Source organism: Candidatus Manganitrophus noduliformans, assembly GCF_012184425.1.
GTDB classification, from domain to species: Bacteria; Nitrospirota; Nitrospiria; order SBBL01; family Manganitrophaceae; genus Manganitrophus; species Manganitrophus noduliformans.
Window position 1 is genome coordinate 1,781,046 of sequence record NZ_VTOW01000001.1, and the last position, 23,025, is coordinate 1,804,070.

The following is a 23,025-nucleotide window of genomic DNA, read 5'->3' on the forward strand; positions in this document are numbered from 1 at the left end:
TCGTTACGGCTGGACGGGGGTGACCCGGATCGATCGAGTGGTCGTCCCGGCCGGGAACCGTCCCTCCGGCGTTAAGCGTCCGTCGGGGCCGATCGAATAGACAAAGACGTCGTTGGAATTCAAATTCGCGACGTAGATGAATTTGCCCGAGGGATCGGCGGTGATGGAGCGGGGCCCCGACCCGCCGCCGACCGTTCCCAGCGCGGTCAACGCGCCAGTTGTGCCGTCGATCCGGTACATCGAAATCGTGTCGGCGGAGTTGGCGACATAGGCAAATCGGCCGGAGGGATCAACCGTGATGGAGAAGGGACGGGTCCCGGCGGCGATCGCGCCTGTTTGGGTCAACCTTCCGGTGGTTGCGTCGACGGAATAGATCCAGACATTATTGGCGTTGTAGTTGGCGGCGTAGGCGAATCGGCCTGAAGGATGGATGACGATGGAATTCGCCCCCGATCCCCCCGGGGCATGCCCGAGGAGGGTCAGCTCTCCGGTCGATCCGTCGAGCGTGTACATCGAGATATTGTCGGAGATGGTGTTGGCGACGTAGGCGAACTCGCCCGAAGGGTGAACCGTGATGGAGATCGGGCTGACCCCCGCGTTGACGGTTCCGATCAAAGATAAAGCGCCGCTGGTTTGATCGATCCGATAGATCCAGACATCGGTCGACGAGTTTTCATTTGCGACATAGAGATAGCGGCCGGCCGGATCGACCGCGCCGGAATAAGGCCCGATGCCGGTCGGTACGGTTCCGATGGCGGTCAAGCGGCCGCTGTTCGGATCGATCCGATACATCGAGATATTGTTCGACCCGAAATTGCCCGCATAAACAAACCGTCCCTTCGGGTCGACCGTGACCGAGTAGGGCGCCGTCCCGGCGGCGATCGATCCGATTTTCGTCAGAAGACCGGAGGCGGGGTCGACTGTGTACATTGTGACATCGTTCGAAGCCGAGTTGGCGGCGTAGGCAAAGCGGGGGAGGGTGGAGGTGTCGGCGCCGACGAGGATGCTCCTCTGGGTGGCCGCGCTCGCCCCCCCCTCGTCGGTGACCGTGAGCGTTGCGACATAGGTCCCGGCGGCGGGATAGGTATGTTCGATCGCGGCGCCGGTGCCGCTTGCGCCGTCGCCGAAGTTCCAGAGATAACTTGAAACGACCCCATCGGGATCGGAAGAGGTTGAACCGTCGAATCGAACCGTCAGCGGGGGAGGGCCGACGGTCGGCGTCGCGGTCATCCGCGCCGTCGGGAAGGCATTGGCGGCGGGATAGACGGTGAACCGGTCATATTTCACCCCGGCGTTGTAGTTGATGATCCCCGGAACGCCGGAGAGGATCCGCGCGGAGGCGTCGTCGTTGAAGCTGAAGAGGGGGGCGCCGTCGACGGAGACGTCGAGGACCACCGGATTGCTCCCGGCGACCTTCACGCGAACGGTGTAAGGTTTGCCGGCGACGATGCCGGCCGGGGCCGATCTGAGCAAGGTCCAGACCCCCGCATTTCTACGATAGAGCGCGGCGGTCCCTTTGGTGGAGAGCTGAACCGAATAGAGATCGGCGGTAAAGTTCGAATCGCTCCTCCCGCGGACGACAATTCCCGAGTAGAGCGATCCTGCGGGGACGATCAGGACCGATTCCACGATATAATCGTTGCTCCCCAAGCTTGGGGTGATCGCCGCAGCGTTCGTTCCCGCCGTCGAGACGGCCACGTTTCCATCGGTCGCCATGCTCCCCCCCGCCGGCCGCCAGTTTGCGCCGAGGCCGGTCGTTCGATCGAATTCATCCGAAAAGAGCGTTGCGCTCCCCGATGTCACGGAAAGGGTCCGCTGCGCGGAGGTCCTCGCCCCCTGGTTGTCGGTGACGGTGAGGGTGGCGGTGAACGTGCCGGCCGTTGAATAGGAATGATCGATGAGCGGTCCGGCGCCGTTCGATCCGTCGCCGAAATCCCAGGCGTAGGAGGAGATGCTTCCATCCGGATCGGAAGAGCCGCTCCCATCGAAGTGCACCGTCAACGGGGCGGCCCCGGAGCCGGGGCCGGCGGACAAGGCGGCCAGGGGAGGCCGGTTGGCCGGAGGGGAGGCTCCATTGTCGGAAACGGTGAACCGGTCGTATCGCACCCCGGCGTTGTAGTTGATGATCCCCGGAACACCGGAGGTAATTCGCGAAGCGGCGCTGTCGCTGAAGGTGAAGAGCGAGGCCCCGTCCAGGAAGACGGTCAGATCGACCGGACTGCCGCCGGCGACCTTCAATCCGAGCGTATAGGCTCTGTCGGCGACAATCCCTGCGGCGGCCGACCGCAACAATGTCCAGGCGCCTCCATTCCTTCTGTAAAGATTGACCGTCCCTGTGGTCGAGAGCTGAGCCGAATAGAGATCGAACGTGAAGTTCGCATCGGTTCTCCCCCGGGCGATGATCCCGGAGTAGGCCGAGCCGGGCGGAATCAGGATGACCGATTCGACGGTGTAGTCATCGGTTCCCAAACCGGGGGTGATCGCGGCCGCATTGGCGCTCCCTTGGGAGCGCGCGGCATTGCCGTCGGTGCCGAAGCTTCCGGCGGTCACCCTCCACGAAGAGCCCAACCCGGCGGTCCGGTTGAATTCATCATTAAAGAGCGCGGCGGCATAGCCCGTTTCGTGTGTCAGCGCGCTGCCGAGGAGAAAAAAGAGCCATCCCCATTTTCTAAAATGTGATTTCATGGGATGTCCCTCTTTGCAATAAAGTTGCAGCCTTTTTCCCGGGAAGGTTGCGGCGGGCGCGTGAGGGGAAGGTTTATCTTCGCTTCCTCAAGCATATCCCTCCATAGAGATGCATGTTTATGGAAGGTATAGTCATCGGAAGCATAAGAAGAGCAAAAAGGGTGCCCCCCGGATTTCCGTGAAATTTTTACACACACCGCTTCAGAATAGATCGGCCCCGATTTCCTTAAAGGCCTGCACGAATTGCATTTCAAAGTTCTGCAAGGCTACAATTAAGAGAAGGAAATGCGAATGCCGTTTTGATCATCCTACCGGTTTTTCCGCTCGATCATTACCGACGCCCGACGCGGCGCCTCTAAGGTCCGATCGGCGATCGATAGGTTGTCACGCAACGCAATTCAAAACCAAAAGGAGGATTTATGAACTGGGATCAGATCGAAGGAAATTGGAAGCAGTTTAAAGGCAAGGTGAAAGAGAACTGGGGAAAACTCACGGACGATGATGTTCAAGTCATCGGCGGCAACCGGGAAAAACTCATCGGCAAGCTGCAAGAGAAATATGGAATCGCGAAAGAAGAAGCTGAAAAGCAGTTGAAGAATTTCGAGGACCAGAGCCGAGCGGCGTAAGCGGATCGCCGTCCCGCGGAGAGGGCAAGGGGCTTCGGCCCCTTGCCCCATTCGAAGAGGTTTACCTTTCGGCGGAGCCCAAAGCGGCATGGGCGAATTGAAGCATTCGCTCTTGACAGAGCTGTTTCACCTGGGCTGCGCCGTCGAAATATCCCGCCTCGATCCAATGCACTTCGATCTTTTTGCCAAGCGATCTCATCTCTTCTCATAAACTTCGATCCCGCGTCCGGACGAAAATCTCCTGGAACAGGAGAGAAGTCCGCCACCCTCTCAAGGTATCCTACGGTCCATCCTGAAGCGTCGCAATCCGATTCCCCGATCCCGTATCATACGCGACCAGCGTAGTAGCCCCCTTTGACCCGCGGTGTTTGCGCTATTTTATTTAGGCAGGTTTTCCTGGTTGCTTTGCTGCCGCCGGTTTGGACTTTCTTTGATATACTTTCAGGGAATTTATTGTTCGGTTCCCGTCCGAGCGAGATGGCTCCCATAATACAACACATACAAATAGATCATCCCCATACAGAATAGAAAAGGAGACGGCAATGGTTGCACTGAATATTAACGGCAAGAATATTGAAGCGGATGTGCCCGGTGACATGCCGCTGCTCTGGGTCGTTCGGGATGTTCTCGGTCTGACCGGCACGAAATTCGGCTGTGGGGCCGGCCTCTGCGGGGCGTGCACCGTTCATCTCAACGGGGCCGCCGTCCGTTCCTGTCAAACAGTCGTGTCCAAGGCGGCCGGCAAAAAAATTCTCACGATCGAAGGAATGAGCGGCACCGATGTAGGACAGCGCGTGCAGCAGGCATGGCTCGATTTGGATGTCGTACAGTGCGGCTACTGCCAACCGGGCCAGATCATGCAGGCCGCTTCCCTCTTGACGCAGAAAAAAAATCCGTCGGATGCGGAGATCGATTCGGCGATGTCGGGCAATATCTGCCGATGCGGGACCTATCCAAAAATCCGCGCCGCGATCAAGCAGGCCGGGAAAAGCATCTGAGAAGATACCTAATATATGGAGAGATGGCATGACAATACCGCCGAACAAACCGACAGAGACCCAGTCGCCGCCGAAGGCGACCGCTTCGGAAAAAGAGGGATCGAAAGAGGTATCAAGACGCGTCTTTCTCCAGATGTTCGGCCTGAGCGCCGCCGGTTTGGTTCTCGCCGTGCATTTTGGAGAGCTTCCCGCATGGGCGGAGGAGCCAGCGGCGCCCCCGGGTCTTCCGCTGACGCCGAATGCCTATCTTCGGATCGGGCGCGACGGCAAGATCACCTTCATCGCGCCGCGGGCCGACATGGGACAGGGCATCCATACGTCGACCGCGCAGCTCGTCGCGGAGGAGCTCGACGTCGATCCGGCCGATTTCAAGATAGAGCATGCCCCGCCGAATGATCCGGTTTACGGCATTCCATCGGGCGTCCAGTTGACCGGGGCGTCGTCTTCCATCGCCGGCCTCTGGCTTCCGATGCGACAGGTCGGCGCCATCACCCGGTCGATGCTCGTTGCCGCCGCCGCAAAGGAATGGAAAGTGAATCCCGCGACCCTCCGGACCGAGAAGGGGGTCGTCTACCATGATGCCGGCAAGCGCCAGGCCGCCTACGGCGGGCTTGTCGATGCGGTCGCGAAGATGGACCCGCCGAAAGCCGATGTGCCCCCCCGATACTTCTTCCTCTTCGACGGAAACACCCCGCCGACGGAAGTCCGTCATGGGGTCAAGCTGAAAGACCCGAAGGACTTTAAGGTCATCGGCAAGTCGATCCCCCGAATCGAGGCGACGGAAAAGGTCAAAGGCGCGCCGCTCTACGGCATCGATGTCCGTCTTCCCGGGATGCTCGTCGCGACGGTGAAGGCCTCTCCGGTTTTTGGAGGGAAACTGAAGTCGGTGAATGACGCGAAAGCAATGAAGATCAAGGGTGTCCAGAAGGTAGTGAAGCTGGAGAATGCGGTGGCGGTGGTCGCCGATCATTTCTGGGCGGCCAAACAAGGGCTCCAGGCGCTGGAGATCACCTGGGACGAAGGGCCGCACGCCAACGTAAGCAACGCCGACATTGTCCGTGATCTCGCCAAGGCGGCGGAGTCGGAAGGGCTGGTGATCCGCAACGAGGGGGATCCTGCCAAAGGGTTAAAAGGGGCGGCCAAACGGATCGATGCCACCTACGAGCTTCCCTTTCTCGCTCACGCCACGATGGAGCCGATGAACTGTACCGTTCATGTTCGGCCTGACCACTGCGAGGTCTGGACCGGCACCCAGACCCCATCGATTACCCAGATCGTGGCGGCGCAAGTCACCGGATTGAAGCCGGAACAGGTGACGGTTCACAACCATTGGCTCGGCGGCGGCTTCGGCCGTCGGCTGGAGATGGACGTTTTGGTCCAGGCGATCCTGATCGCAAAAAATTTCGATCGCCCGGTAAAACTGGTCTGGACACGAGAGGAGGATATCCAGCATGACCTCTACCGGCCCTATTATTACGACAAGGTCTCGGCCGGTGTCGACAAAAATGGAAAAATCGTCGGCTGGACCCACCGGCTGGTCGGTTCGAGCGTCGTCGCCCGCTACGCGCCGGTATTGATCTTGGAGGATAAGATCGATCCGGACGCGATGGATGGGGTGCGGCAGTATCCCTACGACCTTCAGAACGTGAAGGTCGACTATGTCGCCAAGGAGCCGCCGGGTGTGCCGACCGGATTCTGGCGCGGCGTAAGTGTGGGGCATAACACCTTCGTCCAGGAGAGTTTGATGGACGAGTTGGCCCACGCCGCGGGAAAAGATCCGGTCGAATTCCGAAAGCAGCATCTCTCGAAGGACAAACGCGCCAAGGCGGTTCTTGAACGGGTCGCCAAAGAGGCCGGATGGGGAAAACCGATGCCGGCGGGAAAAGGGCGCGGCATCGCGGTGAGTCGTGTCTGGGGGAGCTATCTCGGAATGGTTGCGGAAGTCTCCGTTTCCAAAGCCGGCGACGTCCGGGTCGAGCGCGTCCTCTGCGCGGTCGACTGCGGCATCGCGATCAATCCCGGCCACGTCAAGAGCCAGATCGAAGGCGGCATTATCTTCGGCCTGGCGCCGGTCTTTCTCGACGCCATCACCATCAAGAACGGCCGTGTGGAGCAGTCCAACTTCCACGATTACCGGCTGATCCGTATGTCCGACACGCCCGACATCGAAGTTTTCGTGATCGACAGCGGCGAGGCGCCGAGCGGCATCGGCGAAACCGGAACGGCGATGGTGGTGCCGGCGGTTACCAACGCGATCTTCGCCGCCACCGGCAAGCGGCTCCGCAAAATACCGGTGAAGCCCGAGGAGCTGAGAAGGACGGTATAAAATGGTCGCCGCCGTCATTTTGGCCGCCGGACTCTCCCGCCGGCTCGGTCAACCGAAACTTCTTCTCCCGTTGGAAGGGAGAAGCCTCATTCGGCGGACCACGGAGCAGGTGATTGCGGCCGGGGAGAGTCAATGGAAGGAAGTGGTGGTGGTTCTGGGTCATGAGGCGGATAGGATTCGGCAGGAACTGGAGGGATTAGCCGTTCGAACGGCATTCAGTCCCCGGTTTGCGGCCGGGATGAGTGCTTCCCTGATTGCCGGGCTGCAGGCGGTCTCTCCGAGAGCAGAAGGGGCGATGATCTTCCTCGGCGATCAGCCGCTCGTTTCGGCGGAGGTCGTCCGGCCGATGCTGACCGCCTTCAGAAAAAGGGGGAGGCCGATCATCGTCCCGGTTTATGACGGGGCGAGGGGAAACCCGGTCCTTTTCTCCCGGTCGCTCTTTTCCGAATTGATGACGGTGGAGGGGGACCGGGGGGGACGCGACGTGGTGATGCGGGATTCCGGTCGGGTGGAAACCGTCGCCTTTGCATCGGACCTCGCGCCGCAGGATGTCGATACCTGGGAGGATTACGAAATCGTTCAGGCAAGTGTCCGCCGGACAAGGAGATGAAGGATGATCGAGTCGCTTGAACTCTTCGAAAAAGCGAGCGCCGTCGGCGGAAGGGCCGTCATGGCGACGCTGATCAATACCAAAGGCCCCACCCCGCGTAAAGCGGGGGCCCGGATGTTCGTCGGCGAAGGGGGGCGCATTCTTGGATCGGTCACGATCGGGGGATGTGTCGATGCCCGTGTGATTGAAGAAGCCGAAGCGATCCTGACCCGCCGCGTCTCGAAGCGGATCGGGATGGCGCTGGGGGATGAAGAAGCGGGAGAGCTCGGCCTCACCTGCGGCGGAAATGTCGATGTCCTCATCGACTTCATCGATTTCTCCGATCCGGGCGACCCGGTGGTCCGGCTGCATGAGCTGGCCCGTCAGGAGATGCAGGCGGGACGACGGTCGGCCCTCGTGACGCTGGTCGCCCCTTCGGGCGGCCCGAACTCTTCCCGGACGCGGATGCTGATCGGCGGTGATGGAAGGGCGCACGGCACTCTCGGGAACCTGCTGGAGACCCTGCGTGAACGGCTCGTCGTCGACGCCCGAACCCTCATGTCGTCCGGAAGTTCCCGGATGAAATCGTACCGGGTTGAAGGGGAGGCGGTCGAAGTTTTCATCGAAGTTTTCGGACCGCCGTTCCCCCTCTTCATTTTCGGCGGAAGTCATGTGGCGATCCCGTTGGTATCGATGGCGAAGATCGTCGGCTTGCGGACCGTGGTGGTCGACGGCCGGCCCCGCTTCGCAAATCGGGAGCGCTTCCCGGAAGCGGACGAAGTCATCATCGGAATTCCTTCCGAGGTTGTTGAAAGCTTCGCGCTGGATGCCGCGGCCTCCCTCGTGCTACTGACCCATGACTATAAATACGAGGTGCCGGTGTTGAAATGGGCGCTGGCGACCGATTGCGGCTATATCGGTCTGCTCGGCAGCCGAAGGCGGGGAAGGGCGATTCTCGACCTGCTGCGCGAGCAGGGAGTTGAGGAGCGCCGGCTCCAGAGGGTGCGGGTGCCGGTCGGCCTGAATATCGGCGCGCAGACCGCGCCGGAGATCGCTCTGAGCATCCTTTCAGAAATTCTCGCCGTCCGGAACGGCCGATTCGGCGGATCGCTGAGTGAAGCGGACCGAATCCCGACGGGAATGGTCAAATCGAGCCCTCTCTGTTGAAGAGGGAAGGAGCGGTTTATTCTTTACGGAGGGGTCATCCAAGAACACGCGCGTCGGCCGAGGAATGTCGGCTCCTTGGAAAATCCCGATATCCGGCATGAAGAGGTGAATCCTTTCTGCGGTGACCGGATTCGGATTGAGGCGATCCTGGATTGTCATCGGAGAGTGGCCGAGATCCGGTTTCGCGGAGACGCCTGTATGATCAGTCAGGCCGCCGGCTCGATTCTCACCGAAATGATCAAGGGGTGGCCGATCGAGGCGATCGAGCGGTTGAAAGAGGCCGACCTCTTGAAGGCCCTTGAAGCCCCCCTCCGTCCGGCCCGCATCAAATGCGCGCTGCTCCCTCTGGAAATCCTCCAATCGGGCGTCGCCTCCTATCGGCGCCTTCACGCGGTATCCTAAAATGTCTGCTCCCGGCGCGCTATTGAATAGCGAGGCGATCAGAAAGGATTTCCCGATTCTCGGCAGGACGGTCCAGGGAAAGCCGCTGATTTACCTCGACAACGCCGCAACGTCGCAGAAGCCCTATCCGGTCATCGAGCAGATCACCTCTTATTACGAACGATCCAACGCCAATATCCACCGGAGCGTTCACACGCTCGGTGAAGAAGCGACCGCCCTTTATGAAGCGGCCCGGGATATGGTCTGCCGGTTTATCCATGCGCCGAGCCGCGAAGGGGTGATCTTCACAAGGGGGACGACCGAAGCGGTCAACCTCGTCGCCGCAAGTTGGGGGCGAACCCACATTCAACCGGGTGACGAGATCCTTCTCTCCGTTTTGGAGCACCACGGCAACCTGATTCCGTGGCAACTCCTCGCTGAAGAGAAAGGGGCGAAATTGGTCTTCCTCGATATGGATGAAGAGGGGAGACTCCGGTTAGACAAGCTCGATCGTCTCTTGACCGACCGGACCCGTTTGGTGGCGGTGACAGCGGCATCGAACGTGATGGGGACGGTCATCCCCCTCCGTCGAATTGTAGAACGAGCGCATGCGGCCGGGGCGCCGGTTTTCGTGGACGGCGCTCAGATGGCGCCTCACATTCCGGTCAATGTTCGGGAAATGGGGTGTGATTTCTTCGCCTTCTCGGGGCACAAGATGCTCGGCCCCACCGGGATCGGCGTGCTTTACGGCAAACCGGAGCTGCTGGAGAAGATGCCTCCTTTTTTGGCCGGCGGAGAGATGGTCCGGGAGGTCTGGCCCGACCGGGCGAGTTGGAACGCGCTTCCCTGGAAGTTCGAAGCGGGCACCCCCAACATCGCTTCGGCGATCGGCCTCGGCGCCGCTGTCAAGTATCTCGATCAACTCGGCATGGAGGCTGTCCGTACGCACGGGCAGGCATTGGTCCGCGAGGCGTTGACCGCCCTGTCAACGTTGGAAGGGGTGACGGTTTACGGTCCGCCCGCTTCGGAAGAGCGGGCTCCGCTGGTTTCTTTTAACTGTCAAGGCATCCATCCACACGATCTCGCCGCCGCGCTCGACGAAGAGGGGATCGCCGTCCGCGCCGGACGGCACTGTGCCGACCCTTTGATGAAGCGCCTCGGCGTGGCAGGAACGGCGCGTGCCAGTTTTTATCTCTATAATACCCGTAGCGAAGTGGAAGCCTTCGTTCAGTCCGTTCAACGAGCGATTGCGCTTTTGTCGTAAGGCCGATCGGCAGAATCCCAAATTTATTTAATGTTTTCGATCGTGACCACTTTTCCGTTTTCGATTTTTGTCAGAAAGACCTGGTGGAGGCCTTGATGGTCGGCGGGGGTGAACCGTATCTTCAGGCCCCCCGCGTCTATGCTAAGATGCTCCAGCGCGGAGACAAACGCTTCCCGGGTGAGGGGAGCGGTTCTCTTCAACGCTTCCACCAGCACCTTGGCGCCGAGATAACTCTCCAGGCTGACCGGGTTGGGGGTGAGTCCTGCGGCTTTAATCGCTGAGAGATATTCTTTTACGATCGGCAAGGAGCTGTCGGTTGGATTCGGCACGATCTGTGTCACAATAAGCCCGTCGGCGGCCTCTCCGGCTTCGTGGATCAGGGGGAGGGTGCCGGCTGAAATATGTAAAAGTTTCGGATTGAATCGACGCGCCCTTGCCTTTTTCAGAAAGGCGGCGCACGGCTCATAAGTACAGGCGAGAATCACCGCCTCCGGATCGGCTTTGATCAACGTTTCCAATGCCTCGCCGACATCGAGGGTGTTCCGTTGATATTTCCCATCCCCGACCAAGGCCATGTTCCGCTTCCGCAACGCCCGGATCAGTCCGGCCCGGCCCGCTTCCCCCATGGCGTCGTCTTGGGCGAAGACCCCGATCCGGGTCACCTTCAGATCCCGGGTCAGCCGTTCGACCAACACTTCAATCTCGTCGGCGTAGCTGGCGCGGATGTTGAAGATATATTTATTCACCGGATTGCGGATGATCTCCGCCCCCGTCAGCGGGAAAAGGTAGGGGACGCGGGCGCGCGTGACGATCGGCACGACGGCCGCGGAGTTCGGCGAGCCGATGTATCCGAAGAGGGCGAAAACCTTCTCCTCCTCGATCAATTTACGGGTATTCGCGATCGTCAGGGCGGGCCGGTAGCCGTCATCGTAGACGATCAGCTTGATCTTGCGGCCCTGGACCCCCCCGGCGGCGTTGACCTTATCAAAATAGACCTCCGCCCCTTCCCTCATCATATTCCCATTCTCGGAAGTCGGTCCGGTTTGGCCGTTGGACATCCCGATGAGGATCTCTTTTTCCGTGATCCCCTCTTCCGCCGAGGAAAAGGTCGCCGATAAAAGCAAGACCAGAACGACCCATCCTCGTTTCCCCTTCATCATGGCAGCCCCTCAGGCGGGATTCTGATCCGATCGGTTGAGCTCAAATCGGAAGTTGTTTATCAGCGCCGTCAGATCGCTCCCCATCCGGGCCAGCTTTTTCGAGGCGACCAGAATCTCCTCGGCCGTTTTCGCCGTGCTTTTGGACCCATCGGCCACCCCTTCGATGCTCTGGTTCACCTCCTTGGTTCCGTGCGCCGCCTGGGCGACCCTGCCGCTGATCTCGTTTGTCGTCACCGTCTGCTCTTCCAGCGCCCCCGAAATGTCGATCGAGATCTGATTGATCTGATCGATGATCTCCCCAATCTTTCCAATCTCCGAGACGGCTTCCTTGGTATCCCCCTGGATGGCGCCGATCTTTTGTGTGATCTCCTCGGTCGCTTTGGCTGTCCTCGTGGCGAGATCTTTCACCTCGTTCGCCACGACGGCAAATCCTCTTCCGGCCTCCCCCGCGCGCGCCGCCTCGATGGCGGCATTCAGCGCCAGGAGATTGGTCTGCTGGGCGATGGCGGTGATCACCTTGACCACCTGCCCGATCTCCATGCTCGATTCGCCCAGCTTGGAGATGGTTTTGTTGGTCGAATCGGCCATTTTCACCGCTTGGGCGGTGATCTGCGTTGCATTGACGATGTTGCGGGAGGTCTCCTTGAGCGAGATCGATATCTCCACGGAAGCGGTCGCGACATCCCCCACCATTCTGTTGATCTCCTGGCTGGTCGAAGAAACCATGCTGGCCAGACGCTCCGTCTCCGAGGAATTGGCGCTCATCTGCTGGCTGGCGGCCGAGAGCGCTTCGGAGGAGAGGGTGATCTGCTTGCAGCTGTCGCGAACGGCATAGACCAATTCCTGCATCACCTTTTTAAGGCCGGCCGACATTTTCGAGAAAGCCCGGGCGAGGATGCCGATTTCATCCTGTGCGCGCAGGAGCCTCGGCTCAACCTCGACCGTCATATCTCCCTGGGCGACTTTTTCGATCACCCCGACCAGGTGGGCCAGGGGGCGGGTGATTCCCCGAAAGAGGATCGTCACCCCGAGAATGAGCAGGATCAGCGCCACCAGGTTGCCCACGGCCACCGTCTGGATGCCGCTGCGCAGGTTTTTCGAGAGGGTCTCTTGGCTGTAGCCGATCTGAAGGTGCCCGACGGGCGTTTGATCTTCCCGGAGGCTGTGGATTTCCCGATCATAAATCGACAGCGAAGAGATGTCGCTCGGGGGCTTGCTGTTCTCCGTCAACGGCGCCCTGTCGGCATCGTAAAAAACGACGAAAACCACGTCGGGATCTTTCAATGCAACCTTGACGAACATCTCCAAGGCCTGAAGATCGAAATTCATGACGTAGCTGGCGCTGATTTGCGCCAGCGTATCGGCCAAGGCGTTTCCTTTGGATTCCATCAGGGATCGGATCGTGGCATGATTTCGATTGATCATGAGGGCGCCCAATCCGCCCAGCAGAATCACCATGAAAATGAGATTCGGGATCAAGAATTTCTTGCTGATGGAATTCAGCCGAAAAACTTTTTCAAGCGCCATGTGTTCTTTCGCCTTTCATCGCGCGGGGTTTGAACGGTCGCCGCTTTTCCTTTTGACCCTGTATCGGAGAGATGTTCCGTCGACGGCCGGTTTTGCCGACCGGTCGGTTGAGGTTTATTCTTCCGGGGAAGCCAGAAAAAGAATGTTGCTCCCTTCCCCTTCTGAGACTCCACCCAGATCCTGCCGCCGTTCAGATCGACGATCTTTTTTACGATGGGGAGTCCCACGCCGGTTCCCTCGACCCTCACATCCTGCAGCCGCTGGAAAATGGCGAAGACCTTTTCATGATAGGCCGGATCGATCCCGATTCCATTATCTTTGACGTAGCACTCCACCCCCCCCTTCGACTCTTTCCCCCCGATCTCAATCCGAGGGTGGGGTTGATCCCCCATGAACTTTGTGGCATTGGAGATCAGGTTCTGGAAGATTTGGGCCAGCTGGACAGGGTTGAACATAATGCGTGGGAGAGGAGATTGAACGGAGACCGCGATGTTGCGCTCTGCGAGTTGATTTTGAAGAATGTCCAGGACATTTTGGATGACATCGTTGACCTCGATCATCTCTTGGCGTTCCTGCATCTTTCCAATCCTCGAGAGGGTCAAAAGCCCCTGGATCAATTCTTCCATGTAGTTCGCGTTGCCGATGATTCGGTCGAGGTAATGCCTCGCGTGATCGTTTAATTCTTGACCATACTCTTCTTTCATCATGCCGGCCATTCCATTCATCGAGACCACCGGGGACTTCAAGTCGTGTGAAACGGTATAAATGAACGCTTCCAACTCCGCCGTGCGCGCCCTCACCTGTTCCTCCAGGTGGTCGTGAGACCGAGCAAGCTCTTCGCTCATTCGGTTGAAGCTGCGGGCCAAAACCCCCATCTCATCGGGGCGATCGACCAGGCGGGGGGCGACGCGGGCGGTCAAGTCGCCTTGGGCGACTTTTTCGATCACCCCGACCAGGTGGGTCAAGGGCCGCGTGATTCCCCGAAAGAGGATCGTCACCCCGAGAATGAGCAGGATCAGCGCCACCAGGTTGCTCACGGCCACCGTCTGGATGCCGCTGCGCAGGTTTTTCGAGAGGGTCTCTTGGCTGTAGCCGATCTGAAGGTGCCCGACGGGCGTTTGATCTTCCCGGAGGCTGTGGATTTCCCGATCATAAATCGACAGCGAAGAGATGTCGCTCGGGGGCTTGCTGTTCTCCGTCAACGGCACCCTGTCGGCGTCATAGAAAACAACAAAAACAACATCGGGGTCTTTCAACGCTTCGTTGACGAACAATTCCAAGGCCTGAAGATCGAAATTCATGACGTAATTGGCGCTGATCTGAGCGAGGTTGTTGGCCAGGGCGTTTCCCTTTGATTCCATCAAGGATCGGATCGTGGCATGATTCTGATGGATCATGAGGGTGCCCAATCCGCCCAGCAGGATCACCATGAAAATGAGATTCGAGATCAAGAATTTCTTGCTGATGGAATTCAGTCGAAAAACCTTTTCAAGCGCCATGTGTTCTTTAAATTATTTGAGGTTTTGGATGGTGACTGCTTTTCCGTTTTCGATTTTTGTCAAAAAGAGCTGGTGCAGGCCTTGATGGTTGTTCGGGCTAAACCACACCTCCAGCCCTCCGGCGTTCATCTTCAGTTTTTCGAGCGTAGAGATAAACGCCTCCCGGGTCAGCGGAGAGGTTTTCTTCAGCGCTTCCACGAATACCTTGGCGCCGAGGTAACTCTCCAGACTCACCGGGTCCGGAGCAAGACCGGCGGCTTTCATATCCGAGAGATATTCCTTTACAATCGGCAGGGAACTGTCGCTTGGATTCGGAACAACCTGGGTCATGATGACCCCGTCGGCGTCTTTCCCCGCTTCCTGGACCAGCGGGGTGACGCCCCCCGCAAAGAGGAAAAATTTGGGGTTGAATCCACGCTCTTTGGCCTTTTTGAGAAAAACCGCACAGGGGGTATAAGGACAAAACATAATTACCGCTTCGGGATTCGCTTTGACGAGCGCTTCCAAAGCGACATCGACATTGATGGTATTCCGCTCAAATTTCCCGTCCCCGACCAGCGGCATATTTCTTTTCCGCAAGGCCCGCATCAGCCCGGCGCGGCCTGCTTCACCCAGGGCGTCGTCCTGGGAAAAGACGCCGATCTTGGTTATCTTCAGATCCTCGGTCAACCGCTCGACCATCACTTCAGTCTCGTCCGCGTAGCTTGCGCGGAGGGTGAAGATATATCGATCCACCGGATTGCGAAGGAATCGAGCCCCCGTGAACGGGAAGAGATAGGGGACATGGGCTCTTGTGAAGATCGGCACGATCGATGCGGAGATCGGTGAGCCGACATACCCGAATAAGGCGAACACCTTCTCCTCCTCGATGAATTTTCGGGTATTCTCGATCGCTTTGGCGGGCTGGTAGCCGTCATCAGAGACGATCAGCTTGATCTTGCGGCCATGGACCCCTTCGGCGGCGTTGACCTTATTGAAAAAAACGGCGGCTCCTTCCTTAATTAAAATGCCAACCCCGGAAAGGGGGCCGGTCTGAGCGTTGGACATACCGAGGAGGATCTCTTTCTCCGTCACCCCGTCCTCCGCCCATAAAGGGGGAGTCGACAAAAGCAATAGGATCAGGCTGGAGATGAAGGGATTCTTGATAATAGAGTTTAATCTGAAAAATTTCCGGGACGTCATCTCTCTCTTAGGCTTTATTTTAGGTTCCCGATCGTCACCACTTTGCCGTTTTCAATTTTTGTCAGAAAGACCTGGTGGAGGCCTTGATGGTCGGTGGGGGTGAAGGAGATCTCCAGCCCTCCCGCCTCCATGCTGAACTTCTCCAGCGTGGAGATCAGCGCCTCCCGGGTCAGGGTGGAGGTCTTCTTTAAGGCCTCCACCAACACCTTGGCGCCGAGATAACTCTCCAGACTCACCAGATCGGGAGTGAATCCGGCGGCTTTCATGTCCGAGACGAATTCCTTCACAATCGGCAGGGCGCTGTCGCTCGGATTCGGCACAATCTGAGTGACGATGAGCCCGTCGGCGGCTTTCCCCGCCTCGTGGATTAAGGCGGTGGTACCGACCCCCAGGTGTAAGAAGAGGGGGGAGAATCCACGCGCCCTGGCCTTTTTGAGAAAAGCAGCGCAAGGCGTATAGGGACAAGCCAGCATCACCGCCTCGGGGTTGGCTTTCACGAGCGTCTCCAACGCCGCCTCGACATCTTCGGTATTCCGTTCATATTTCCCGTCCCCGACCAGCGGCAGATTTCGCTTGCGCAAGGCCCGGATCAATCCGGCGCGGCCTGCTTCCCCCATGGCGTCGTCCTGGGCAAAGACGCCGATCTTGGTCAGCTTCAGATCCCGGGTCGCCCGATCGACCAAGACTTCCGCTTCGTCCGCGTAGCTGGCCCGAAGGTTGAAGATATATTTATTGACCGGATTTCGGATGACTTCCGCGCCGGTGAGCGGGAAGAGATAGGGGACGCGGGCGCGCGTGATGGTCGGCACGATGGCGGCGGAGATTCCGGAGCCGATGTAGCCGAATAAGGCGAAGACCTTGTCCTCCTCGATGAACTTTCGGGTGTTGGCGATCACCTTGGGGAATTCGTAACGATCATCGTAGACGATCAGCTTGATCTTGCGGCCCTGGATCCCTCCGGCGGCGTTGACCTTGTTGAAGTAAACCGTGGCCCCTTCCTTCATCGCGATACCCAACTCATAAACGGGTCCGGTCTGGGCGTTGGACATGCCGAGGAGGATCTCTTTTTCCGTGACGCCGTCTTCCGCCCGGGAGAAAGACGCAGATAAAAGCAGAATAAGAACGAACCCCCATGCCTTGCCTCTCAACATGACAAGCTCCTTATGCAGAGAACATACGGTTGTGAAAAGTGGGGTCTGAATCTCAGAATCTCGTCGAATGAGACGTCTTCTGATGCGGTTGCATTTGTCGTCGCCTTTCCAAGAGAAAAAAGGAAATCTCCGAGGGCTTGGTCGACAGACAATCAGTCGAAAGTATAGCACCGAAACGGACCTTGTCTATATTTCCGCACGGTATCGATCGTGACGGCGGAAAATACATTAAATACCCGCAACCACGGATTTATTAGCTCCCGATAGAGGTGGAAATGATTCGCCCGGGCGCGTCGCACGGTTCTTTCTCTGCGATGCGGATGGATGCTTTTCGGGAAAAAAAGGGGAGGGACGGATCGGCCCTTATATTTCTCCGCAGCCGTATTGATGCGTCGATTTCGGGAAGAACCATCCCGATTTTTCGGTCAGGAAAAGGCGGACCGATCTGTCCGGCACGTGAGAACAGATCGTGTCGAGCACCGCTTTGAAGATTCTTTTTTCCGGATAGGGATTGGCGTTGAACTCGTGGAGGGTCCAGGCATTCAAATCGAGCACCGCCCAACCGTCGCGCTCGGTCACAAAGGGCGAAAGCTCGGCCGGCAGACGGGGCGCCGCATCGGGGTGCATCCGGATTTGGCCGTGGGTGACGTTCCCCGTATAGACGTTGAACGAGAGGGCGGAATCCCAGCGGTTCACATTATTCAGAAGCGGGAGGATTCCAATCAAGAGGACGGCGAGCGCCTGCGGGAGGTTGTAGAAACGGGGGGCGCCGAACATTTTTTTGAACGCAAATGGCGGCGCTTTGTAAAAGAGCAGCCAGGCCTGCGCCGCCATCGTCTGGCCCCAGATCCAGGCGCTGTTGTTCCAGTCGTTTCTGAACGGTCCGATGAGGAAAAAAATAAGCGCGTGCATCAACAGCGCTTCGTAAAGGGCGAAGGTGCGAAACCGTTTCGTCAGAAGTCCGATCGCAAAGAGCACTTCGAAGAGCGCTGCAAAAACGCCGAGGGCCGGCAGGGTGGGAATGTCGAACGGCAGAAGATCGGTCAGCGGCCGGAGGAACCAGGGGAATTCCTCGTTGAAAAAATGGGTGTTCAGCTTCTGGACCCCCCCCCAGAAATAAACCGCGGCGAGGGTGAACCGAAATCCGGTGAGAATGCGATGCGCTTCTTCCTCGCCCGCATCCCTTCTGTAGGTGAGCAGAAGGAGGAAACAGAAAAAGAAATGATAAAACGACGGCCAGATGCGGCTTTGATCCTGTAGAAAGAGAATCGTAAAAGCCGCAACGATCAACCCGACCCACATTTTCGACCGAGGCTGGATGACCAGGGCGAGAAGGAGGCCGGAGAAGAGAGCGAGAAACAAATAATCGAACGGATAGGGAAAAGCCGGAACGAGCCCAAAGAGGGGAACCAGAGGATAGAGCCGGCTGGAAGTCCAGAGCTTCCAGGAAAAGCCGAGGCAGAGCAAAACGAAAACGGCGAGAAGCCTGATCAATAAGGTCAGCCGTTTTTCTTCGCTCCCGAAGATCGATGCAGATCCCTCCGGCTGCGATTCCGACCCGCTGAGTCGCGGCGAGGGGCTCAGGTGCGAAGCCGGTTTCGAACGGGGCTTCGTTTTCATACGTGCTTTCTCTTCAAAGAATAAACAGAACGAATATATCATAGGTCAGGCCGTTTTCATTCACGGATAAAAATCACCCGAGGCGACCGCCGATATTCCAAGCGTAAGATCCTCTATCTTGACAGAAACCAGGATCGATGTTAAGACCGATGAATGGCGTCAACCGTTTTAGGGATTTCGGCATATTATCACGACAGCGCCGCGGCCTTGCTGCGCGACGGCGAAATCGTCGCCGCCGCCCAGGAGGAACGCTTCACCCGGCGGAAGCACGACGCCCGGTTTCCAGAACAGGCGATTGCCTACTGTTTGAAGGAGGGGGGCGTCCGCCTGACCGATCTTGAATCGATCGTCTTCTACGATAAGCCTCTGGTGAAATTCGAGCGGCTGCTCGAAACCTACCTCGCCGAAGCCCCCCGGGGGTATCGCTCCTTCGCCGCCGCCATGCCGGTCTGGCTGAAGGAAAAGCTCTTCCTGAAACCCCAACTGAAAAAGGAGCTGGCCCGCCTTGGACAATGCGGGGCGCCGGCGCTTCCGCCCCTCTATTTCGCCGAGCACCATCAGGCCCACGCCGCCTCCGCCTTTTATCCCAGCCCCTTTTCCCGCGCCGCGGTCCTCTGCATGGACGGGGTCGGAGAGTGGGCGACGACCTCGGTCTGGCTGGGGGAGGGCCATACGCTGACCCCGCAATGGCAGATCGATTTTCCCCACTCCCTCGGCCTCCTTTATTCGGCCTTTACCTATTACACCGGCTTCAAGGTCAACTCCGGAGAGTATAAATTGATGGGCCTGGCCCCCTACGGCGAGCCGGCGTATGTCGATCTGATCCTGAAGCAGTTGTTGGATCTGAAAGAAGACGGGACCTTCCGTTTGAACATGGACTACTTTCACTACACCACCGGTCTGACGATGACGAACGCCAAGTTCAATGCGCTCTTCGGCGGACCGCCGCGCGCCCCGGAAGAAAAATTAACGCAACGGGAGATGAATCTTGCCCGTTCGATCCAGGCGGTGACGGAAGAGGTCGTCTTGCGTCTGGCGAGAACGATTCATCGCGAGCTGGGGGTCGATGCGCTTTGTCTGGCCGGCGGCGTCGCCCTCAATTGCGTCGCCAACGGACGGCTCCTTCGGGAAGGCCCGATGCGGGAGATCTGGATTCAACCGGCGGCCGGCGACGCCGGCGGCGCGCTCGGCGCGGCCCTCGCCTTCCGGCACCAATATCAGGGGCAGCCTCGGACCGCGACCGGGACCGATCGGATGGCCGGCGCGTATTTGGGGCCCCGGTTCAGCGCTTCCGAGATCAAGGGCTATCTCGACTCCGTCGGCGCCGTTTATGAGTTTCTGGACGATGAGCCGTTGATGGGATCGGTCGCGGAGATTCTCGCTCGGGAACAGGTCGTCGGGTGGTTTCAGGGGCGGATGGAATTCGGACCGCGCGCGCTCGGCGCCCGCTCCATTATCGGCGATCCCCGCAGTGAAAAGATGCAATCGGTCATGAATCTGAAGATCAAATACCGGGAATCGTTCCGGCCGTTCGCCCCCTCGGTTCTCTCTGAATCGGTCTCCACGTTTTTCGAGCTCGATCGTCCGAGTCCGTATATGTTGCTGACCGCATCGGTCCGCGAGGAGCACCGTCTTCCGATGACCTCCGAGCAGCAACGCCTTTTCGGCATCGATAAACTCAACGTCAAGCGCTCTTCGATCCCCGCCGTGACCCACATCGATTATTCCGCCCGGATTCAAACGGTCCACAAAGAGACGAATCCCCGCTATCACCGACTCCTTCAGGCCTTTCAGCAACGGACCGGCTGTCCCGTTCTGGTGAACACCTCCTTCAATGTTCGCGGGGAGCCGATCGTCTGCACGCCGGAAGACGCCTACCGCTGTTTCATGCGGACCGAAATGGATTACCTTGTTTTGGAAAATTTTTTGTTGGCCAAATCGAAACAACCTGTCTGGGAAAAAGAGGATGGCTGGAAAGAGACGTTCGAGCTGGATTGATCAAATCGTAAAGCCTCCCCCCCCGCCGACGGTCAAGGAGCTGCGCTCGTTCGGCCTCCTTATGGGGTGTTTTATCGCCGGGCTCTTCGGCTTGCTCTTTCCCTGGCTGTGGAATCTGAAATTCGTTCTTTGGCCTTGGGTGGTTGGAAGCGTCTTCGTCCTTTGGGCCTCGGCCCTGCCGGCGACCTTGGCCCCTGTTTTTCAGGGTTGGATGATCGTGGGGGGGATTCTCGGATGGATCAACACCCGGATCATTCTCGCGCTGGTTTTTTATCTCCTCTTCTTTCCGCTCGGACGCGTCATGCGGCTGTGGGGATGGGACCCGCTGCGGCGCGCCTGGAAGAAGGAGGGGATCAGTTACCGGATCCAAAGCAAAGCGCTTGATCGAAAACAGATGGAGAGACCATTCTAATGATCGAATTTTTGAAAGACCTCTGGGGATTTATGAGGGAACGCAAAAAGTTTTGGCTTGCGCCGATTATTCTGATTTTGGTCTTGCTGGGAACGCTGATCGTTTTTACGCAGAGCTCGGCGGTCGCTCCGTTTATCTATACGCTTTTTTGAAAACGGCCCTCAGAGAGATCCCTTCCCCCGGCATCACCGTAGAACGCTGTCGCCGCTTTAACCCCAGCCTTGTAACGGTCGCGCAAACATCGGAACGGAGTCAAGAAGTCTTTGTATAGTCATGTTTCGATGTTATAATATGCGGCAGCACGATGGATGAGAAAGATCACAAAGAAAGACCGACCGAAACGGAAACCATTCCTCGCAACGCGCTACGCCGCCCCCGCCCGTTCTGGAAAAACATTTTATTCACGATCATCATCGTCACCGCTTTTTTCGGCCTCCTTGAACTCCTCTTGGCCTTGATCGGCGTCCGCTCGGTTCTCGTGACCGAAGATCCCTTCGTCGGATTCGCCGAAGAGATTCCCCTGTTCGTGGAAGAGCGCCAACCGGACGGATCGGTTCTCCTCAAAACGGCCCGGAACAAGTGGGATTGGTTCAATCGAGATCAAGCTTTTCCCAAGGAGAAGTCGGGAAACAGCTATCGGATCTTCTGCATGGGGGGATCGACGACCTACGGTCACCCCTATTATGACCGGGTCTCGTTTTGCGGATGGCTGCGGGCGTTTCTGCGCGCCGCCGACCCGTCGCGCGACTGGGAGGTGATCAACGCCGGAGGGATCAGCTACGCCAGCTACCGCGTGGCCCACCTGATGAACGAGCTGACGCAATATCACCCCGATCTCTTTATCGTCTACTCCGGACAAAATGAATTCCTCGAACAACGCTCCTACGGCGGCCTGATGGAACAGCCTCCCTGGGCGCTTCGGGCAAGCGCCCTGCTCAGCCGAACCCGGACCTGGGCGGCGATAGAACAGGCCCTCGAGGCGGTCCGGCCCGACTCGATCAAAAAGGCAAAAGAGCGCTATCAGCTGAGCGGCGAGGTGAATGAAATTCTCACCCACACCCTCGGCCCGACGACCTATCGTCGCAATGATCCCCTCAAAGAGCGGATCATCGCGCACTTCCGCCTGAACCTGATCCGGATGGTCCAGATTGCCCGGGAGAGCGGCGCGGAGATCCTCTTCGTCCAACCCGCGATCAATCTTAAAGAGATGTCCCCTTTCAAGAGCGAGCACAAGGAGGGGCTCGGCGAAGAGGGGCTCCGTCGGTGGGAGGAACGCTACCGGCGCGGCGGGGAACTTCAGAAGGAAGGCCGCTTCGACGAGGCGTTGGCCGCTTATCGCGAGGCGCTTCAAATCGACGATCGTTACGCCGACCTCCATTACCGGATCGGACAGGTTCTCTTTGAAATGAAAAAATACGACGAGGCGGAAAAAGCCTTCCGGCGCGCCGTCGAGGAGGATATCGTCCCGCTTCGGATCTTGCGATCGATGCAACAGGTCGTCGAGGAGGTGGCCGCGGACGAAGGGGCGCCGCTGGTCGATTTCCCCCGTCTTCTCAGAGAGGCCTATCTGCGCCAATACGACCACGCCGTCTTCGGCAAGGAGTATTTCGTCGATCATGTCCATACCAACATCGAGGGTTACCGTCTCTTGGGTCTGGCGCTGCTCGATCAAATGGCCCGACAGAAAATCGTCACCCCCGGTCCGTCGTGGGGGGCCGAGACGATCCGGACCGTGGAGAAAGAGGTGATGTCGGGCCTCAACCGCTTCGCCGACGGGTTGGCCCTGAAGAATCTTGGGAAATTGTTCGATTGGGCCGGAAAATTTGAGGAGGCCAACGCGGTCTTCTTGCGGGCCTTGGAAGCGCTCGGTCCCGACGCGGAGATCTATCGGCGGCTGACCACCTCTGCGATGGGCCGCGGGGCGTTCGATGAGGCGATCTTTTATCTCAGCCAGGCGGCCGTCCTCGAACCGGACCGGCCAGAGATCCATCACAAATTGGCGAGATTGCTGGCGCAGCAGGGGAGAATCGAGGAAGCGATCGAACATTATCGAATGGAGCTTCAGCGTTTTCCGAACAACTATATCGTCCATACCGATCTGGCGGTCATGCTTGCAAGGAAGGGAGAGAACGAGGCGGCGCGGGGCCATTTTGATGCGGCGCTGAAGCTGTCGCCCGATTTCGAGTTCGCCCATTTAAATCTGGCGATCCTCTTGGCCAAGGAGCGGCGGTACGAGGAGGCTTTGGCCCACAACCGGGAGGTGCTTCGTGTGAACCCCGCCCAGCACCTGGCGCACATTTATTCCGGCGTGATCTTGAAAAACCAGGGGAAGACCGAAGCGGCGATTCAGCACTTCTCCGAAGCGGTGCGGCTGAAACCGGACGACCCGGTCGCAAAGAAAAACCTGGAAGAGGCGCTGGCCGACCGCAAAAAATAATCG

At 58.4% G+C, this 23,025-nt stretch carries 19 protein-coding genes; 11 read left to right on the top strand and 8 right to left on the bottom strand.

Annotated features, from left to right (window positions below):
• Positions 1-3 precede the first annotated feature (3 nt).
• Positions 4-2,685 carry a beta-propeller fold lactonase family protein gene (locus MNODULE_RS08650; protein WP_168059027.1) on the bottom strand — a complete coding sequence of 894 codons (2,682 nt, stop codon included), beginning with the start codon at positions 2,683-2,685 and terminating at the stop codon, positions 4-6.
• A gap of 419 nt (positions 2,686-3,104) precedes the next feature.
• Between MNODULE_RS08650 and MNODULE_RS08655 the strand changes: the two genes are divergently transcribed.
• Positions 3,105-3,311, top strand: coding sequence for a CsbD family protein (locus MNODULE_RS08655; protein WP_168059028.1), 207 nt, complete (start codon positions 3,105-3,107; stop codon positions 3,309-3,311).
• 61 nt (positions 3,312-3,372) lie between these two features.
• Here the strand turns inward: MNODULE_RS08655 and MNODULE_RS08660 are convergent, their stop codons facing one another.
• Positions 3,373-3,510 (bottom strand): hypothetical protein, encoded by a 138-nt coding sequence (locus tag MNODULE_RS08660; protein ID WP_168059029.1) that lies wholly within the window; start codon positions 3,508-3,510, stop codon positions 3,373-3,375.
• A gap of 343 nt (positions 3,511-3,853) precedes the next feature.
• On the opposite strand from MNODULE_RS08660, the gene MNODULE_RS08665 reads away from it, so the two are divergent.
• The 6 genes from MNODULE_RS08665 (at position 3,854) to MNODULE_RS08690 (ending at position 10,036) form a co-directional block, all read left to right on the top strand.
• Positions 3,854-4,309 (top strand): (2Fe-2S)-binding protein, encoded by a 456-nt coding sequence (locus tag MNODULE_RS08665; RefSeq protein ID WP_168059030.1) that lies wholly within the window; start codon positions 3,854-3,856, stop codon positions 4,307-4,309.
• Between the two features lie 133 nt (positions 4,310-4,442).
• Positions 4,443-6,635 (top strand): xanthine dehydrogenase family protein molybdopterin-binding subunit, encoded by a 2,193-nt coding sequence (locus tag MNODULE_RS08670; protein WP_422666749.1) that lies wholly within the window; start codon positions 4,443-4,445, stop codon positions 6,633-6,635.
• A 1-nt stretch (position 6,636) separates the two neighbouring features.
• Positions 6,637-7,245 carry a nucleotidyltransferase family protein gene (locus tag MNODULE_RS08675; protein ID WP_168059032.1) on the top strand — a complete coding sequence of 203 codons (609 nt, stop codon included), beginning with the start codon at positions 6,637-6,639 and terminating at the stop codon, positions 7,243-7,245.
• 3 nt (positions 7,246-7,248) lie between these two features.
• Entirely contained in the window at positions 7,249-8,391 is a 1,143-nt protein-coding gene (locus MNODULE_RS08680; protein WP_168059033.1) for an XdhC family protein, read from the top strand.
• 36 nt (positions 8,392-8,427) lie between these two features.
• Positions 8,428-8,793, top strand: a complete 366-nt coding sequence (locus MNODULE_RS08685; RefSeq protein ID WP_320412461.1) for an iron-sulfur cluster assembly scaffold protein — start codon at positions 8,428-8,430, stop codon at positions 8,791-8,793.
• Position 8,794: 1 nt separating this feature from the next.
• A complete protein-coding gene (locus tag MNODULE_RS08690) occupies positions 8,795-10,036 on the top strand; it encodes an aminotransferase class V-fold PLP-dependent enzyme (protein WP_238339245.1) in 1,242 nt (413 codons plus the stop codon).
• A gap of 23 nt (positions 10,037-10,059) precedes the next feature.
• Here MNODULE_RS08690 and MNODULE_RS08695 read toward each other — a convergent pair whose 3' ends face one another.
• The 6 genes from MNODULE_RS08695 to MNODULE_RS08720 form a co-directional block, all read right to left on the bottom strand.
• A complete protein-coding gene (locus MNODULE_RS08695; protein WP_168059034.1) occupies positions 10,060-11,196 on the bottom strand; it encodes an ABC transporter substrate-binding protein in 1,137 nt (378 codons plus the stop codon).
• 9 nt (positions 11,197-11,205) lie between these two features.
• Positions 11,206-12,723 (bottom strand): methyl-accepting chemotaxis protein, encoded by a 1,518-nt coding sequence (locus tag MNODULE_RS08700; protein WP_168059035.1) that lies wholly within the window; start codon positions 12,721-12,723, stop codon positions 11,206-11,208.
• Positions 12,696-14,222, bottom strand: a complete 1,527-nt coding sequence (locus MNODULE_RS08705; protein WP_168059036.1) for a sensor histidine kinase — start codon at positions 14,220-14,222, stop codon at positions 12,696-12,698. The genes MNODULE_RS08700 and MNODULE_RS08705 overlap by 28 nt, the downstream gene beginning before the upstream one ends.
• Before the next feature lie 12 nt (positions 14,223-14,234).
• Positions 14,235-15,296, bottom strand: coding sequence for an ABC transporter substrate-binding protein (locus MNODULE_RS08710; protein ID WP_168059037.1), 1,062 nt, complete (start codon positions 15,294-15,296; stop codon positions 14,235-14,237).
• 122 nt (positions 15,297-15,418) lie between these two features.
• The gene (locus tag MNODULE_RS08715) at positions 15,419-16,555 is read right to left on the bottom strand and encodes an ABC transporter substrate-binding protein (protein ID WP_168059038.1); all 1,137 of its coding nucleotides are present in this window, start codon (positions 16,553-16,555) and stop codon (positions 15,419-15,421) included.
• 363 nt (positions 16,556-16,918) lie between these two features.
• Complete coding sequence (locus tag MNODULE_RS08720) at positions 16,919-18,175, bottom strand: hypothetical protein (RefSeq protein WP_168059039.1); 1,257 nt, start codon at positions 18,173-18,175, stop codon at positions 16,919-16,921.
• A gap of 153 nt (positions 18,176-18,328) precedes the next feature.
• Between MNODULE_RS08720 and MNODULE_RS08725 the strand changes: the two genes are divergently transcribed.
• The 4 genes from MNODULE_RS08725 to MNODULE_RS08740 all read left to right on the top strand — a co-directional run bounded on the left by MNODULE_RS08725 (position 18,329) and on the right by MNODULE_RS08740 (position 23,022).
• A complete protein-coding gene (locus MNODULE_RS08725; RefSeq protein WP_168059040.1) occupies positions 18,329-20,173 on the top strand; it encodes a carbamoyltransferase family protein in 1,845 nt (614 codons plus the stop codon).
• A complete protein-coding gene (locus tag MNODULE_RS08730; protein ID WP_168059041.1) occupies positions 20,142-20,585 on the top strand; it encodes an SxtJ family membrane protein in 444 nt (147 codons plus the stop codon). Before MNODULE_RS08725 ends, MNODULE_RS08730 begins: the two co-directional genes overlap by 32 nt.
• The gene (locus MNODULE_RS08735) at positions 20,585-20,737 is read left to right on the top strand and encodes a DUF5989 family protein (RefSeq protein ID WP_168059042.1); all 153 of its coding nucleotides are present in this window, start codon (positions 20,585-20,587) and stop codon (positions 20,735-20,737) included. Before MNODULE_RS08730 ends, MNODULE_RS08735 begins: the two co-directional genes overlap by 1 nt.
• A 152-nt stretch (positions 20,738-20,889) precedes the next feature.
• Complete coding sequence (locus MNODULE_RS08740) at positions 20,890-23,022, top strand: tetratricopeptide repeat protein (RefSeq protein WP_168059043.1); 2,133 nt, start codon at positions 20,890-20,892, stop codon at positions 23,020-23,022.
• The last annotated feature ends 3 nt before the right edge of the window (positions 23,023-23,025 follow it).